Origin of the sequence: Pseudomonas sp. PSKL.D1 (assembly GCF_028898945.1) — a bacterium.
Taxonomy (GTDB): domain Bacteria; phylum Pseudomonadota; class Gammaproteobacteria; order Pseudomonadales; family Pseudomonadaceae; genus Aquipseudomonas.
Genome location: NZ_CP118607.1, coordinates 1,793,143 through 1,809,052 on the forward strand (window position 1 = coordinate 1,793,143; position 15,910 = coordinate 1,809,052).

The window sequence follows — 15,910 nt, forward strand, 5'->3', positions numbered from 1 at the left end:
GTTTCTGGCTGGCAACACGTTGGCCAACCGCCCGAATTCATTGACTGAGCGGTCAGTAAACGCAGGCAGAATCCTTCCTGCCCTGATCGAGGGGGCGCGCAGATTACTGGCTTGCGCGCCTGGCCTCAAGTGCTCCGTCCTGGAGCACGGTGATTCAAACTTGGGCGTTTGGTCAGGTTATCAGAAGTGCACCTTGATCAGCGCGCTGGCAACGCTCTGGTTTGTCTCCAGGTTGCCGCGGCTGTCGATGCCGTATTTGTCCTTCCAGTAGCTGTACTCAAAGCCCACGTAGAGCTGTTTGGCGCCCAGGTTCAGGGCTTTGCCCAGGTCGTATTTCACCTGCGGGTTGAAATGCAGGTTGGCGTGGTAGGTGCCGCGGCTGTTCTGGTCGTTGTCGGGGACCCAGTCCATGTAACCGTCGATCAGAATGTCCGAGCGGCCGACCGGAATGGTGTAGGACCAGCCGGGGGTGATCTGCCACACATCGTCACCGGGGCGATCGCCTTCGGTCTGGCGCATGTAGAAGTTCAGGGTGAAGTAGTTGAAGCCGGGGATGTCGAGGTCGAAGCCGGGGCCGATCAGGTAAGCCTCGTTGTCGCCTTCGCCGCGTTCGTAGGTCATGGCCAGCAGCACGTCCTTGACCGGGCCGAAGGCCAGCTTGCGGTCGAAGATCTTGCCGAAGGAAAGGCGCGGGCTGAATTCGCCGTAGTAGGTGGTGACGCCTTTGCTGGCGTCGGGCTTGCCGTTGTAGAAGATCTTGTCGACGAACATGAAGGTGTCGCCGTACTTCCATTTGTTGGCGTGCTCGAAAGTGATGGTTTGCTGGATATCAGGGTTGACCTTGAAGTCCTTGCCATACAGGTACGTCAGGCTTTCGCCGTGCCACAACAGCCATTCGCCGGCGTGGGTGGGGAGGGTGGCCAGCAGGCTGCTGCCCAGCAGCAGGGACGTGGTGATGCGCTTCATGTTGTAGTTCCCGGACTTATTGTTTTTGTTGGCGGTTGTTTTCGGCGCAAAAGCGCCCCGGAAGGCCCATTCCGGCGGGCCGACGGTCAAGCAGTCAAAGTGAAAGCGGGAAAGGGCGGCGTTGCGCCGCCCTGTACATCAATGCTCGTGGCAGGCGTTGTTGTGCGCCGCGCGCTCGGCACCACCGAGGATGTTGAACAGCACGTTGAGGACCAACGCGCTGATCGTGGCCATGGCGATGCCGCTGTGGGTGATCGGCTCCATCCACTGAGGCATTTGCGCGAAGAACTCGGGGCGCATTACCGGGATGAGGCCAAAGCCCACGCTCACCGCCACCAGCAGCTGGTTGCGGCGGTCGCTGATGTCGGCTTCCTGAAGAATCTTGATCCCGGTGGCGGTGACCATGCCGAACATGGCAATGGACGCGCCGCCCAGTACCGCAGGCGGGATCGAGGCAATCAGGTAGGCGGCTTTGGGCAGCAGGCTGAGCATGATCAGCAAACCACCGGCCATCACCGTGACATAACGGCAGCGCACGCCAGTCATCTGCACCAGGCCGATGTTCTGGGCGAACGAGGAGTGGGTGAAGGTGTTGAAGAAGCCGGCAATGAACGACGCACCGGCATCGCACAGCAGGCCGCGACGCAGCATGCCGGGCGTTACTTCACGATCGGTCACCTTGCCCAGGGCCAGGAACATGCCCGTGGACTCGACGAAGATGATCACCACCACCAGGCACATCGACAGGATCGGCGCCAGGTGGAATGTTGGCATGCCGAAGTGCAGCGGGGTGACCACTTGCAACCACGGCGCCTCGTTCAGGCCAGACAAATCGACCATGCCGATGGAGCCGGCCAGGATGTAACCCAGGCCCATGCCCACCAGTACCGACACGTTGACCCAGAAGCCACGCATGAAACGGTTGATCAGCAGAATGACCGCCAGCACCAGGCCGGCCACCAGCAGGTAGATCGGCGAGCCGAAGGTTTCTGCTTCATGGCCGCCACCGGCCCAGTTGACCGCCACCGGGAACAGCGACAGGCCAATGGACGTGATCACCGTGCCGGTGACCAGCGGCGGGAAGAAACGTACGACCTTGGACATGAACGGCGCGATCAACATGCCGAAGAAACCGGCGGCGATGGTCGCACCAAAGATGCCTTGCAGGCCTACACCGGGCATGCCGGCCATGGCCACCATGCTGCCGACGGCAGCGAAACTGGCGCCCATCATTACCGGCATGCGGATGCCCACCGGGCCGATACCGAACGACTGGATGATGGTGGCGACGCCAGCGACCAGCAGGTCGGCGTTGATCAGGAAGGCTACTTCTTCACGGGACAATCCAGCGGCCTGGCCAATGATCAGCGGCACGGCGATGGCGCCGCCGTACATCAGCAGAACGTGTTGCAGGCCAACCAGGATCAGTTGGAACAGGGGCAAAGGCTGTCGCGGCGGCGCCACCGGGATGTACGCCTTGCGGGACTCGGACATGCAGCACCTCGAGTTTTGTTTTTATTCTCGGATCCAAGCGCCGAGCTCAAGGGGCAGGTGTGCTGCCGCCTGGGCGTCGAACGCTCGATGCTTGCTTGTTGCGTATGTCATGAAACAGAGGCCGGGTTTGCCGGCCTCTTCGCGGGTAAATCGCAGCGGCGAACCGCCGCTCCTACAGGGGCGCGATGTTTTCCCGACGGTCGTGTATCAGTTCACCGGGGCGCCTTTGGCGATCCAGTCGCCGACGAGCTTGCGCTCTTCGACGGTCATCTGGGTGATGTTGCCCAGCGGCATGATCTGGCTGGCGACCGCTTGCGCCTGGATGCGCGCGGCCTGGGCCTGGATCTGCTGCGGGGTGTCGAACATCACGCCGGCAGGGGCGGCGCTGAACAGTGGGCTGGTCGGTTTGGACGAGTGGCACACGGTGCAGCGTTCCTGGATGACGTTGTGGATCTTGTCGAACGCATCGCCACCAGCCTGGGCGGCAGCCTGGGCAGGAGCCGCGGCAGGTGCTTCAGCAGGTTTGGCGGCTTCTTCGGCACGCAGCTCGGCAGCGGTCTTGCCGCCCACTGCAGTGGCAGGCAGCGGCTGGTACTCGATCTTCGCGGCAGCTTGCTCGGGCGATACGGCCAGCGGTTTAGGGCCGGTGACGTAAGCCAGGCAGATCATCGCCAGCGCGCCGACCGGCAGGGTCCAGGCGTACTTGGCGCTATCGTGGCGGGTGTTGAAGTAGTGGCGGATCAATACCGCTGCCACTGCAATGCCGGCCAGGATCAGCCAGTTGTACTGGCTACCGTAGGTGCTCGGGAAGTGGTTGCTGATCATGATGAACAGCACCGGCAGGGTGAAGTAGTTGTTGTGGCGCGAACGCAGCAGGCCTTTGGCCGGCAGGCGTGGGTCGGGGGTGGTGTTGCTCTCGATCGCGGCCACCAGCTGGCGCTGGGCCGGCATGATGATGCGGAACACGTTACCGACCATGATGGTGCCGATGATCGCGCCGGTGTGCAGGTACGCACCGCGGCCGCTGAACACCAGGCTGAAGCCCCAGCAAGCGGCGATGATCAGCACAAACAGCACGCCGCCAAGCAGCGCCGGGCGCTTGCCCAATGGCGAGTCGCAGAGCAGGTCGTAGATGAACCAGCCGGCTACCAGCGAGCCGATACCGATGGCCACGCCTTCGGCACCGCTCAGGGTGCTGCCAGGGGCCAGCAGGTACAGGGTCGGGTTCCAGTAGAACACCACGCACAGCAAGGCGATCCCGGACATCCAGGTGAAGTAGGCTTCCCATTTGAACCAGTGCAGGTTCTCGGGCATTTTCGGCGGCGCCAGCTTGTACTTCTCAAGGTGGTAGATACCACCGCCGTGGATGGCCCAAAGGTCACCCGACAGCCCGTCACGCGGATTGCTCCGGTTCAGGTTGTTTTCCAGCCAGACGAAGTAGAACGATGCACCGATCCAGGCGACACCGGTGATCATGTGAACCCAGCGAATGCTCAGGTTCAGCCATTCGTGAAGGTGTGCTTCCACAGTATGTACCTCTGCCAGCCATCAGTTTCGATGGCCGACCTTTTCTTATTGGTGGGGATTGAGGATCAACATCTGTTCCTCGGTGAAGTAATGCTCGTCGCAGTTGTTGCCAGAACCACTGCGATCAACCACCAGGAAGTCATCCCGCTTTTCGATCGTCAGCACCGGGTGGTGCCAAACGCCGCGATGGTAATTAACGCCCTGCCTGCCATTACTGCGGAAGGCACGGACCAAGCCTGATACAGGTGCATCGCCAACGGGCGCGACCACGATCAGAAAGGGGTTGCCGAGCAGCGGGATGAAAGCCTGGCTGCCCAGCGGATGGCGCTCCAGCATGCGCACGGTCAGCGGCATGTCCAGCGCGTCGGCGCGGAAGATGCTGATGATCGCCTTGTCTTCAGGCTCGGCGGTTTCCACCGTGGCGAGCTTGTGAAAGCGCATGGTCGAGCCGTTGTTGATCATGAAGTGGTCGCTGCCGTCGGTTTCGATCACGTCACCGAAGGGGGCGAAGGCTTCTTTGGTCAGGGGCTCGATCATCAGGGTGCGCATGCGGTTATCTCTTCTAAGTTCGTTGTTCTGTAATGGGGCTTGCTGTGCTGCAGCCTCAGAGCTGCAGCAGGCGGAACAGGGCGATCAGGTTGATTTGCGCCAGGGCTTCCTTGAACTCGGCATCGACGTCGTTGTGGATGCGTTTTTCAAAGGAGGCGAGGATCTGGTGCCGGTTGCTGCCCTTTACCGCCATGATGAACGGGAACTGGAACTTGGCCTTGTAGGCGTCATTCAGTTCGGTGAAACGGGCGAATTCCTCGGCGGTGCACTGGTGGATACCGGCACCGGCCTGCTCGTTGGTGCTCGATTCGGTCAGTTCGCCCTGTACGGCGGCTTTGCCGGCCAGGTCCGGGTGAGCGTTGATCAGCGCCAGTTGGTCGGCGTGGTTGGCGCTGAGCAGGATGTCGCTCATGCGCTGGTGCAGTGCCTCGATCTCGTCCAGCTCGCCCGGTTGGCCCAGGTCAAAGGCTTTTTCGGCAACCCACGGCGAGTGCTCGTAGATGTCGGCGAAGGCCGCGACGAAAGCGTCGCGGTCCAGGGCGGATGGCTTGAGGGTTTTGAAAGCGGTCATCAGGCGTTCTCTTTCTTGTACGGGTGGGTGGCGTGCCAGTGGCGGGCAATATCCACGCGACGGGCGAACCACACCTGGTCATGGCTTTTTGCGTAATCAACGAAGCGCTTGAGCGCAGCCAGGCGGGCCGGGCGGCCGACCAGGCGGCAGTGCAGCCCGATCGACAGCATTTTTGGCGCTTCGGCACCTTCGGCATACAGCACGTCGAAGGCGTCCTTGAGGTATTGGAAGAACTGCTCGCCGCAGTTGAAGCCCTGTACCTGGGTGAAGCGCATGTCGTTGGTGTCCAGGGTGTACGGGATCACCAGGTGTGGCTTGCCGGTCGGGTTGTTCGGCTCCCAGTAGGGCAGGTCGTCGTCATAGGTGTCGCTGTCGTACAGGAAGTTGCCTTCCTCCATCACCAGGCGGCGGGTGTTGGGGCCGGTGCGGCCGGTGTACCAGCCCAGTGGGCGCTCGCCGGTCAGTTCGGTGAGGATGCGGATGGCTTCGAGCATGTGCTCGCGCTCCTGGGCCTCGTCCATGTTCTGGTAGTCGATCCAGCGGTAGCCGTGGCTGCAGATTTCGTGCCCGGCTTCGACCATGGCGCGGATTACGTCCGGGTGGCGCTGGGCAGCCATGGCCACGGCGAAGATGGTCAGGGGTACGCCGCTGTCCTTGAACAGCTTGAGCAGGCGCCATACACCGGCGCGGCTGCCGTATTCGTACAGCGACTCCATGCTCATGTTGCGCGCGCCCTGCAGCGGTTGGGCAGCCACCATTTCGGACAGGAAGGCTTCGGACTCTTTGTCACCGTGCAGGATGTTGCGCTCGCCACCTTCCTCGTAGTTGAGGACAAAAGACAAAGCAATACGAGCGTTGCCCGGCCATTGCGGGTGAGGAGGGTTGTTGCCGTAACCGATCAGGTCGCGAGGGTAGTCAGCGCTCACTGCAGTCTTCCTTCTTGTGCGTTTGTGCGGGGGCGGGGCGGGCCGCGTCGGGATGTCGCACCACCGGATGGGCTGATTGTATACAACTTCTGAAATCTTTTGTAAGCCTGTTTTTCCGCATTTCTGTCCTTTTGTCGCATGAGAATGCGTTGCAAAAATCCTGCCTAAGTGGTCAGTATTGGTTGATTGAGTCAGCATAGGGCCTGTATTTGCGACTAAAGAAAGGTGTGTGGACAGATGGTGCGGAAGGGATCAAAAAATTGTGTACAATTTTTCGATGAAATGTCTTAATGGTGTCATCCCGCACATCACAGGCCCTATGGCGTGATGATTGCCGTGTATTTTTTGCCCACCGATTGAACACGAGGCGACAAGCAAATGGGACGTTTGACCACACACGTACTGGATGCCGCTCACGGCTGCCCAGGCAGCGCGATCAAGGTTGAGCTGTATCGCGTCGAAGGCCAGCAACTGGAGCTGGTGAACACTGCCCTGACCAACAGCGACGGCCGCGTCGATGCGCCGTTGCTGCAGGGTGACGATTACCGTACTGGCGTTTACCAGCTGCAATTCAGCGCCGGTGCCTACTACCGTGCCCGCGGCGTGCAGCTGCCGGATGCGGCGTTTCTGGATGTTGTCGTGCTGCGTTTCGGCATTGATGAGCAGCAGGACCACTACCATGTGCCGCTGCTGATCTCGCCGTACAGCTATTCGACCTATCGTGGAAGCTAGTTGGTCGCTAGAAGAATCTTCGTAGGTCCTTTGGCCCGCTCTCACACTGGCGGGCTTTTTTTCGTCTGTTGTTTTTGTATTGCCTGTGCGGGCCTCTTCGCGGGTAAACCCGCTCCCACAGGCATTGAATAACCTGTGGGAGCGGGTTTACCCGCGAAGAGGCCCGCACAGGCAATGAAAAAGGGCGCCGAAGCGCCCTTTATTGGTGCAATGCCTGCTTAAAGGAACACAAACTTGGCAATGAAGATCGCACACAGCACCCACAAGCTGGCAGAGATCTCCTTGTATTTGCCGGTACCCGCCTTCAACGCCACATAGCTGATAAAGCCCAGGGCAATGCCGTCCGCAACCGAGAAGGTCAGTGGCATCATGATCACGGTGACGATCGCCGGAATGCTGTCGGTGGCTTCATCCCAGTGAATGTGCGCCATGCTGCCCATCATCAGCATTGCCACGTAGATCAGCGCACCTGCAGTGGCATACGCCGGAATCATCCCCGCCAGCGGGGCAAAGAACATCGCCGCGACAAACAGCAGGCCGACCACCACGGCGGTCAGGCCTGTGCGGCCACCCGCCGCCACACCGGCCGCACTTTCCACGTAGCTGGTCACAGGTGGTACGCCAACCACAGCACCGAATACGCTGGACGCGCTGTCTGCCTTCAACGCCTTGGACAGGTTCTCGATACGCCCGTCCGGTGCCACCAGGTTGGCCCGCTGCGCCACACCCATCAGCGTGCCGGCGGTGTCGAACATGTGCACGAACAGAAACGCCAGCACCACGCTGATCATGCTGACGTTGAATACGCCCGCCACGTCCATGGCCATCCAGGTGGGTGCCAGGCTCGGTGGCATCGACATCACGCCGCCGAACTTCACCAGGCCCAGGCCCCAACCGGCCAAGGTCACGCCGATGATGCTGATCAGGATGGCGCCGAACACCCGCTTGTAGCTAAGGATGGCAATCAGCAGAAAACACACCGCCGCCAGCAGCGGCCCGGGCTCATGCAGCGAACCCAGCTTGATCAGGGTAGCGGGGCTGTCGACGATGATGCCCGCGGTCTTCAGGCCGATCAGCCCGAGGAACAATCCGACGCCAGCCCCCATGGCATGGCGCAGGCTGACCGGGATGCTGTTCAGCAGCCACTCGCGCACTTTCGACAAGGTCAGGAACATGAACAGCACACCCGAGACGAACACCGCGCCCAGCGCCGTTTCCCAGTTGTAACCCATGGTGCCGACCACGGTGTAGGTAAAGAACGCGTTCAGGCCCATGCCGGGTGCCAGGCCCACTGGCCAGTTGGCGTACAGGCCCATCAGCAGGCAGCCCAGCGCGGCGGCGATGCAGGTGGCCACGAACGCGGCGCCGTGATCAATGCCGGCATCAGCCATGATGTTGGGGTTGACGAAGATGATGTAAGCCATGGTGATGAAGGTGGTCACCCCGGCGATCAGCTCGGTGCGGACGGTGCTGCCGTGTTGCTTGAGTTTGAAAATCCGCTCCAGCCAGCCCGTTTCGAGCGGTGGGGCGAGATCCAGCGTAGGTGCTTCGGATTTGCGGCTTTCCACAGCGATACTCCTCAAGTCTTTCTTGTTGTTTTGGAGCCATTGTCCTGCGCATGCACTTGGCGGCTCCGCGAGGGAAGGCAGACGTCTGACCGTTTAGTTGACTCGCGGGTCAAGATGTTGCTCGCTGGATTATGCTTTTGTGTACAAAGAAAGCAAATAATGTTTTATTTTTTGTGCGCACAAAGTTCCGCACAACAGCTATATGTGAAAAAGGCTACCTGCAGAAACGGGTCAGCCTGTGTACAATGGCGCCATACTTTCCTTCGTGCCCGAGAGCCCATGAACGAACAGCTGCAACCTCTGAAGAAACCTGTGCGTGCTGGCAAGGCCGGCCGCAGTGGTACCCAGGACGATATCGTCTACGCGCACATCTTCGAGGCGATTCTCGAGCAGCGTCTGGCGCCGGGCACCAAATTGAGCGAGGAAGCGCTGGGCGAAATTTTCGGCGTCAGCCGCACCATCATCCGTCGCGCCTTGTCGCGCCTGGCCCACGAAAGCGTGGTGCTGTTGCGGCCCAACCGCGGCGCGGTAGTGGCCAGCCCGACGGTGGAAGAGGCGCGCCAGGTATTTTTCTCGCGGCGCATGGTCGAACGTGCCATCACCGAGCTGGCCGTGCAGCATGCGACCGCCGAGCAACTCAACGAGTTGCGCCAGATGGTGCGTGAAGAACGCGACAGCTTCTCCCGTGGCGACCGGGGTGCCGGTATCCGCCTGTCGGGCGAGTTCCACCTCAAGCTGGCTGAAGCGGCTGGCAACGCGCCGTTGGTGAGCTTCCAGCGCAGCCTGGTGTCGCAAACTTCGCTGATCATTGCCCAGTACGAGAGCGGCAACCGCTCGCACTGCTCGTATGACGAGCACATGCAGCTGATCGATGCCATCGAGGCGCGTGATGCCGAGCAGGCGGTGAGTCTGATGATGCACCACATGGATCACATCGACAGCAAGCTGAACCTGGACGAGGAAAGTGCCTCGGACGACCTGCATGCGGTGTTTTCGCATTTGCTGAAGAAGCCCAAGGTTTCGGCCAAGGGTTGATCGTTTGCCTGATTGATCCCGGGGCTGCTGCGCAGCCCTATCCGACCGGTCCGGCGCCCCGGCAAGGCCGCTCCCACATAGTCCACCATAAGCCTGGAAGTTCATGGCTTGCGCGGTCTGTGTGGGAGCGGCCTTGCCGGAGCGCCGGACCGGTCGGATAGGACCGCAAAGCGGTCCCCTGCATTTTCAGCGCTGATGCACACTCCGCCCAGCCGCATACGTCTCGCGCACGGTCCGGTCATCCCCCAGCGTGGTCAGCACAAACAAGGTCTCTTCAATGCTGTTGGACTGCTGAATGCGGTAGTCCAGCAACGGCGTAGCCTTGTAGTCCAGCACCACGAAGTCCGCGTCGTTGCCCGGGCGCAAACTGCCGATGCGGTCATCCAGGCGCAGTGCCCGGGCGCCACCCAGGGTGGCCAGGTACAGCGACTTGTACGGGTGCAGGCGAGCGCCCTGCAGTTGCATCACCTTGTACGCCTCATTCAACGTGTTCAGCAGCGAGAAGCTGGTACCGGCCCCCACATCGGTACCCAGGCCCACATTCACCTTGAATTTCTCGGCCTGCGGCAGGTTGAACAAACCACTGCCCAGGAACAGGTTGGACGTGGGGCAGAAGGCGATGGCCGAACCGGTCTCCGACAGGCGCTGGCATTCTTCGTCACACAGGTGCACGCCGTGGGCGAACACCGAACGCTCGCCCAGCAGTTCGAAGTGGTCGTAGACGTCCAGGTAGCCTTTCTGTTCAGGGAACAATTCCTTGACCCAGTCGATTTCCTTGAGGTTCTCGGACAGGTGCGTGTGCATGTACACGCCAGGGTGTTCCTTGAGTAGTTGGCCGGCTACGGTCAATTGTTCTGGGGTGCTGGTGGGGGCGAAGCGTGGGGTTACCGCGTAGTGCAGGCGGCCCTTGCCATGCCAGCGCTCGATCAGCGCCTTGCTTTCGGTGTAGGAGGTTTCTGCGGTGTCGGTGAGATAGTCCGGCGCGTTGCGGTCCATCATCACCTTGCCGGCGATCATGCGCAGGTCCAGGCGCTCGGCTTCTTCAAACAACGCGTTGACCGACTGCGGGTGCACGCTGCCGAACACCAGCGCAGTGGTGGTGCCGTTGCGCAGCAGTTCCTTGAGGAAAATCTTAGCTACCTTGTCGGCATGATCCTTGTCGGCGAACTGTTTTTCGCATGGGAAGGTGTAGGTGTTCAGCCAGTCCAGCAACTGTTCGCCGTAGGAGCCGATCATGCCGGTTTGCGGGAAGTGGATGTGGGTATCAATGAAGCCCGGGGTAATCAGGGCATCCTGGTAGTGCACCACTTCGATGTCGGCATCCAGCGTCGGCAGCAGGTCACTGGCATGGCCCAGCGCGCTGATACGCCCATCATCGACCACCAACAGGCCATCTTCGAAATACTGATGGGAGGCCTCAAGGCCGACCTCGGCCGGGTCGGCGATGCTGTGCAGGATGGCGGCACGGTAGGCTTTGCGGGTAAGGGTCATAACACACTCGTCAAAGGGCTGGGCTGCGCCGGGAGGGCGGCAGCAACTGGGCAATGGGGCCGGCGTTCACGGCAGCGTCGTGCTGGCCGAAGCAGGCGTTGTAGGTGGCAATGATTTCCCCGGCGATGGACACGGCGATCTCGATGGGCAGCTTGCCCTTGACCTCGGCAATGCCCATCGGGCAACGCATGCGTGCCATCAGGGCGTCGTCGTAGCCGCGCTCGCGCAGGCGGTGTTCGAACTTGACGCGCTTGGTCTTCGAGCCAATCAGGCCGAACCAGGTGAAGTCATTGCGTTTGAGAATGGCGGCGGTCAGTTCCAGGTCGAGCTGGTGGTTGTGGGTCATGACGATGCAGTAACTGCCCGCAGGCAGGTCGGCCACTTCGTCGACCGGTTCCTCGCTGACCACCTTGGTCACCCCATTGGGGATGAGCTCGGGGAATTCCTGTTCGCGCGAATCGATCCAGCGCACCCGGCAGGGCAGCGCGGCGAGCAAGGGTACCAGAGCGCGGCCCACATGGCCCGCGCCGAACACGGCAATGTGCGCCTGCACCGCGGCCATGGGTTCGAACAGCAGCACGGTGGCGCCGCCGCAGCACTGGCCCAGGCTGGCGCCCAGGCTGAAACGCTCCAGGTGCGGGGTGGTGCGGTGTTCTTCCAGCATCTGCCGGGCGATGTGCAGCGCCTTGTATTCCAGGTGGCCGCCGCCGATGGTGTCGAACAGCCCGGTGGCACTGACCACCATCTTCGAGCCGGCATTGCGTGGGGTCGAGCCGCGTTCTTCGATGATGGTCACCAGTACGCAGGCTTCACCGCGTGACTGGTGGTCGGCGAGGGCGTTGATCCATTGATGCATGATGCAACCTCTCTCAAGAGTGATGCGGCCCCCGCCTCTGTGGGAGCGGCCTTGTGTCGCGAAAGGCTCGCGAAGCGGGCCCAAAATCTGTGAAGCAACGAAGATCCTCGGGGCCGCTTCGCGCCCCATTCGCGACACAAGGCCGCTCCCACAGGGGGGGCTTGTGCTGTCAGTGGGGCACGGTTTCCAGTTCAGCATCGGCAGGCACTGCCGCAGCCACCGCCTTGCGCATCTGCTCACAGCCCCACAACACCCGCTCCGGGGTGGCCGGGGCGTCGATGTCGGGCTGCACGCGGTAATCGGCAATACTCGCCACGGCATCCTTGAGCGCACACCAAGCGGCAATGCCGAGCATGAACGGCGGCTCGCCCACGGCCTTGGAGTGGAACACGGTGTCTTCCGGGTTCTTGCGGTTTTCCACCAGCTTCACCCGCAGGTCCAGCGGCATGTCGGCCACTGCCGGTATCTTGTAGCTGGCCGGGCCGTTGGTCATAAGCTTGCCCTTGGCGTTCCACACCAGCTCTTCGGTGGTCAGCCAACCCATGCCCTGGATGAAGCCACCTTCTACCTGGCCAATGTCGATGGCCGGGTTAAGCGAGTCGCCCACGTCGTGCAGGATGTCGGCGCGCAGCATTTTGTACTCGCCGGTGAGCGTGTCGACGATCACTTCCACGCAGGCCGCGCCGAAGGCGAAGTAGTAGAAAGGCCGGCCTCGTGCCTGGCTGCGGTCGTAGAAAATCTTCGGCGTGCGGTAGAAGCCGGTGCTCGACAGCGACACCTGGGCGAAATACGCCTGTTGCACCAGTTGCTCGAAGCTGACGATCTGGTCGCGCACGCGCACATGGCCGTTGCGGAATTCCACATCTTCTTCAGTCACCTGGTAATGCCGTGCTGCGAACTCGGTGAGGCGCTTCTTGAGGATTTCAGCCGCGTTCTGCGCGGCCTTGCCGTTCAGGTCGGCACCGCTGGAGGCAGCGGTCGGCGAGGTGTTGGGCACCTTGTCGGTGTTGGTGGCGGTGATCTGGATGCGGCTGAAATCCACCTGGAAGATTTGCGCCACCACCTGTGCCACCTTGGTGTTGAGGCCCTGGCCCATCTCGGTGCCGCCGTGGTTCAGGTGGATGCTGCCGTCGGTGTAGATGTGGATCAGCGCACCGGCCTGGTTGAGGAAGGTGGCGGTGAATGAGATGCCGAACTTCACCGGGGTCAGCGCCAGGCCCTTTTTCAGTACCGGGCTATTGGCGTTGAAGCGGCGGATCGACTCGCGGCGCTCGGCGTAGTCGCTGCTGGCTTCGAGTTCGGCGGTCATTTCTTCGAGCATGTTGTGCTCGACGGTCTGGTAGTAGTGGGTGACGTTGCGCTCGGTTTTGCCGTAATAGTTGGCCTTGCGCACCGCCAGCGGGTCACGGCCCAGGTGTCGGGCGATGTGATCCATCACCTGCTCGATGGCGACCATGCCCTGCGGGCCGCCAAAGCCACGGTAGGCAGTGTTGGAAGCGGTGTTGGTCTTGCAGCGGTGGCCGTGCACGGTGGCATCGCCCAGGTAGTAGGCGTTGTCGGAGTGGAACATGGCGCGGTCGACGATCGAGCCGGACAGGTCGGGCGAGTAGCCGCAGTTGCCGGCCAGGTCGAGGTTGATGCCGTGCAGGCGGCCGTCGTCATCGAAGCCTACGTCGTACTCGACGTAGAACGGGTGGCGCTTGCCGGTCATCATCATGTCTTCGACGCGCGGCAGGCGCATCTTGGTCGGCTGGCCGGTCAGGCGGGCAACCACCGCGCACAGGCAGGCAGGGCTGGCGGCCTGGGTTTCCTTACCGCCAAAACCGCCGCCCATGCGGCGCATGTCGAGCACCACCTTGTTCATCGGTACGTCGAGCACTTCGGCGACCAGCTTTTGCACTTCGGTGGGGTTTTGGGTGGAGCAGAACACGATCATGCCGCCGTCTTCGGTGGGCATCACCGACGAAATCTGGGTTTCCAGGTAGAAGTGTTCCTGGCCACCGATGTGCAGGGTGCCCTGCAGGCGGTGCGGGGCGCTGGCCAGCGCGGTGGCCGAATCACCGCGCTGGTGGGTGTGGCTGTCGAGCACGAAATGCTTCTTGCGCAAGGCGTCGACTACGTCCAGCACCGGCTCAAGGTCTTCATATTCGACGATGGCGGCCATGGCGGCGCGGCGTGCGGTTTCCAGGTCGCGGGCGGCCACGGCGAGTACCGGCTGGCCGAAGAACTCGACCTTGTCGATGGCCAGCAGCGGGTCACCGGCCACCACCGGGCCGATGTCCTTCAGGCCCGGGATGTCTTCATGGGTGATGGCGATGCGCACACCCTCGAAGGTGTAGCACGGCGTGGTGTCGATGCGCACGATGCGCGCATGGGCACGGTCGGCGGTGCGTGCATACACATGCAACTGGTTGGGGAATTCCAGGCGGTCATCGATATAAACCGCTTCGCCGGCCACGTGCTTGTCGGCGCTGTCGTGCTTGACGCTGCGGCCAACCCCGGTGGTCAGGTCCTGGCTGAACAGTTCGGCCATCTCGGCCTGGCTCTTGACGGCGTGATGGTTAGACATAGTCGGTCACCCGGGTTTCGATGTGCGGCGTTTGCAGTTCGATGAAGTATTTGCGCAGCAGGTTCTGTGCGGTCAGCAGGCGGTATTCCTTGCTGGCGCGGAAGTCGCTGAGCGGGGTGAAGTCTTCGGCCAGGGCCTGGCAGGCGCGCTCCAGGTTGGCCTGGTTCCAGGGCTTGCCGCGCAGCGCGGCTTCGCAGGCGCGGGCGCGTTTGGGGATGGCCGCCATGCCGCCGAAGGCGATGCGCACACCGCTGACCACGCCGTTTTCAATGCTCAGGTTGAAGGCACCGCACACCGCCGAAATGTCGTCATCCAGGCGCTTGGACACTTTGTAGGCGCGGAACGCCCAGTCGTTGCTGGCTCGCGGCACGATGATCTTCTCGATGAATTCGCTGTCCTGGCGGGCAGTGATGCGGTAGTCGATGAAGTAGTCTTCCAGCGGCATCGTGCGCTGGCGCTCGCCCTGGCGCAGGACGATCTGCGCGTCCAGCGCGATCAGCAGGGGTGGCGAGTCGCCAATTGGCGAGGCGTTGCCGATGTTGCCGCCCAGGGTGCCCTGGTTGCGGATCTGCAGCGAGGCAAAGCGGTGCAGCAGGTCGCCGAAGTCCGGGTATTCCTCGTTAAGCGCGCCGTAGCAGTCGGTGAGCGGGGTGGCGGCACCGATTTCCAGGTGGCTGGCGGTCTTGTCGATGCGCTTGAGCTCGGCCACATGGCCCACGTAGATCATCACCGGCAGCGTTTTATGAAACTGCGTGACTTCCAGTGCCAGGTCGGTACCGCCGGCCAGCAGGCGGGCTTCGGGGTGCGAGCTGTACAGATCGGCCAGGTCGGCCACGGTCAGTGGCACCAGGCAGCGTTTGTCGCCGCTGTTGAGTTCGCCGGTCTGGGTGGGTGCGATGGCTTTGAGGCGGGCGATGGTTTGCGCCTGCTGGGCATCGAACTGGTCGCGGCAGGGCTGGCGGCAGCTCTGTTCGGCGGCATCGAGGATTGGCCTGTAGCCGGTGCAGCGGCACAGGTTGCCGGCCAGCGCTTCCTGGGCCTGGTGCAGGTCATGGCCCTGGCTGTTCTTTTGCAGCGCGAACAGCGACATGACAAAACCTGGGGTGCAAAAACCGCACTGCGAACCATGGCAGTCAGCCATGGCCTGTTGCACGCTGTGCAGTTGGCCTTGGTGCTTGAGGCCTTCGACGCTGATCAGTTGCTTGCCGTGCAGGGACGAGACGAATGTCAGGCACGAGTTGAGGCTGCGGTAACGCAGGCTGTCTTCGCCGTGTTCGCCTTGGGTCAGCTCGCCGACCACCACGGTGCAGGCGCCGCAGTCGCCGCTGGCGCAGCCTTCTTTGGTGCCGGGTTTGCCCAGGTGCTCGCGCAGGTACTGCAGCACCGTCATGTTCGGGTCCAGGGCGTGCTCACTACGCAGCTCCTGGTTGACGAGAAACTGGATCACGGGGATGGCCTCGCAATGGTTTTATTGTTGTTGAGCGGACAATAAGCAGACCTGACAAACTGGTCAATAAATTTTTGACTCAAAGGTCAGGAAATCGCTCATGGTCACCCTCAACTGAAATCGCTGCGCTTGTTACAAGCATAGATCGCGCCGCCCGGCTGGCTGTCTGGCGGGTCAAA

General features: G+C 61.8%; 13 protein-coding genes. 2 read left to right on the forward strand and 11 right to left on the reverse strand.

What is annotated here, in order from left to right; genetic code table 11:
• Positions 1-180: 180 nt before the first annotated feature.
• The 6 genes from PVV54_RS07955 to puuE all read right to left on the reverse strand — a co-directional run bounded on the left by PVV54_RS07955 (position 181) and on the right by puuE (position 6,033).
• Complete coding sequence (locus PVV54_RS07955) at positions 181-966, reverse strand: outer membrane protein OmpK (RefSeq protein ID WP_274909402.1); 786 nt, start codon at positions 964-966, stop codon at positions 181-183.
• A gap of 138 nt (positions 967-1,104) precedes the next feature.
• Positions 1,105-2,460: a nucleobase:cation symporter-2 family protein gene (locus PVV54_RS07960; RefSeq protein WP_274909403.1), complete on the reverse strand. Its 1,356-nt coding sequence runs from the start codon at positions 2,458-2,460 to the stop codon at positions 1,105-1,107.
• A 207-nt stretch (positions 2,461-2,667) separates the two neighbouring features.
• The gene (locus PVV54_RS07965) at positions 2,668-3,987 is read right to left on the reverse strand and encodes a urate hydroxylase PuuD (RefSeq protein ID WP_274909404.1); all 1,320 of its coding nucleotides are present in this window, start codon (positions 3,985-3,987) and stop codon (positions 2,668-2,670) included.
• 45 nt (positions 3,988-4,032) lie between these two features.
• Positions 4,033-4,536 carry an ureidoglycolate lyase gene (locus tag PVV54_RS07970; RefSeq protein ID WP_012315446.1) on the reverse strand — a complete coding sequence of 168 codons (504 nt, stop codon included), beginning with the start codon at positions 4,534-4,536 and terminating at the stop codon, positions 4,033-4,035.
• Positions 4,537-4,591: 55 nt separating this feature from the next.
• A complete protein-coding gene (gene uraD, locus PVV54_RS07975; protein ID WP_274909405.1) occupies positions 4,592-5,107 on the reverse strand; it encodes a 2-oxo-4-hydroxy-4-carboxy-5-ureidoimidazoline decarboxylase in 516 nt (171 codons plus the stop codon).
• The gene (gene puuE, locus PVV54_RS07980; RefSeq protein WP_274909406.1) at positions 5,107-6,033 is read right to left on the reverse strand and encodes an allantoinase PuuE; all 927 of its coding nucleotides are present in this window, start codon (positions 6,031-6,033) and stop codon (positions 5,107-5,109) included. The genes uraD and puuE overlap by 1 nt, the downstream gene beginning before the upstream one ends.
• A gap of 378 nt (positions 6,034-6,411) precedes the next feature.
• On the opposite strand from puuE, the gene uraH reads away from it, so the two are divergent.
• Positions 6,412-6,765: a hydroxyisourate hydrolase gene (uraH, locus tag PVV54_RS07985; RefSeq protein WP_274909407.1), complete on the forward strand. Its 354-nt coding sequence runs from the start codon at positions 6,412-6,414 to the stop codon at positions 6,763-6,765.
• A gap of 218 nt (positions 6,766-6,983) precedes the next feature.
• Here the strand turns inward: uraH and PVV54_RS07990 are convergent, their stop codons facing one another.
• Positions 6,984-8,333 carry an NCS2 family permease gene (locus tag PVV54_RS07990; RefSeq protein ID WP_274909408.1) on the reverse strand — a complete coding sequence of 450 codons (1,350 nt, stop codon included), beginning with the start codon at positions 8,331-8,333 and terminating at the stop codon, positions 6,984-6,986.
• A 279-nt stretch (positions 8,334-8,612) separates the two neighbouring features.
• Between PVV54_RS07990 and PVV54_RS07995 the strand changes: the two genes are divergently transcribed.
• Complete coding sequence (locus PVV54_RS07995) at positions 8,613-9,368, forward strand: GntR family transcriptional regulator (RefSeq protein WP_274909409.1); 756 nt, start codon at positions 8,613-8,615, stop codon at positions 9,366-9,368.
• A 186-nt stretch (positions 9,369-9,554) separates the two neighbouring features.
• Here PVV54_RS07995 and guaD read toward each other — a convergent pair whose 3' ends face one another.
• The 4 genes from guaD to xdhA all read right to left on the reverse strand — a co-directional run bounded on the left by guaD (position 9,555) and on the right by xdhA (position 15,731).
• On the reverse strand, positions 9,555-10,859 hold the full coding sequence (gene guaD / locus PVV54_RS08000; RefSeq protein ID WP_274909410.1) for a guanine deaminase: 1,305 nt from the start codon (positions 10,857-10,859) through the stop codon (positions 9,555-9,557).
• Positions 10,860-10,869: 10 nt separating this feature from the next.
• Positions 10,870-11,715 (reverse strand): xanthine dehydrogenase accessory protein XdhC, encoded by an 846-nt coding sequence (gene xdhC / locus PVV54_RS08005; protein WP_274909411.1) that lies wholly within the window; start codon positions 11,713-11,715, stop codon positions 10,870-10,872.
• A gap of 169 nt (positions 11,716-11,884) precedes the next feature.
• On the reverse strand, positions 11,885-14,284 hold the full coding sequence (gene xdhB, locus PVV54_RS08010; RefSeq protein WP_274909412.1) for a xanthine dehydrogenase molybdopterin binding subunit: 2,400 nt from the start codon (positions 14,282-14,284) through the stop codon (positions 11,885-11,887).
• Positions 14,277-15,731 carry a xanthine dehydrogenase small subunit gene (gene xdhA / locus PVV54_RS08015; RefSeq protein WP_274909413.1) on the reverse strand — a complete coding sequence of 485 codons (1,455 nt, stop codon included), beginning with the start codon at positions 15,729-15,731 and terminating at the stop codon, positions 14,277-14,279. Before xdhA ends, xdhB begins: the two co-directional genes overlap by 8 nt.
• Positions 15,732-15,910: the final 179 nt, after the last annotated feature.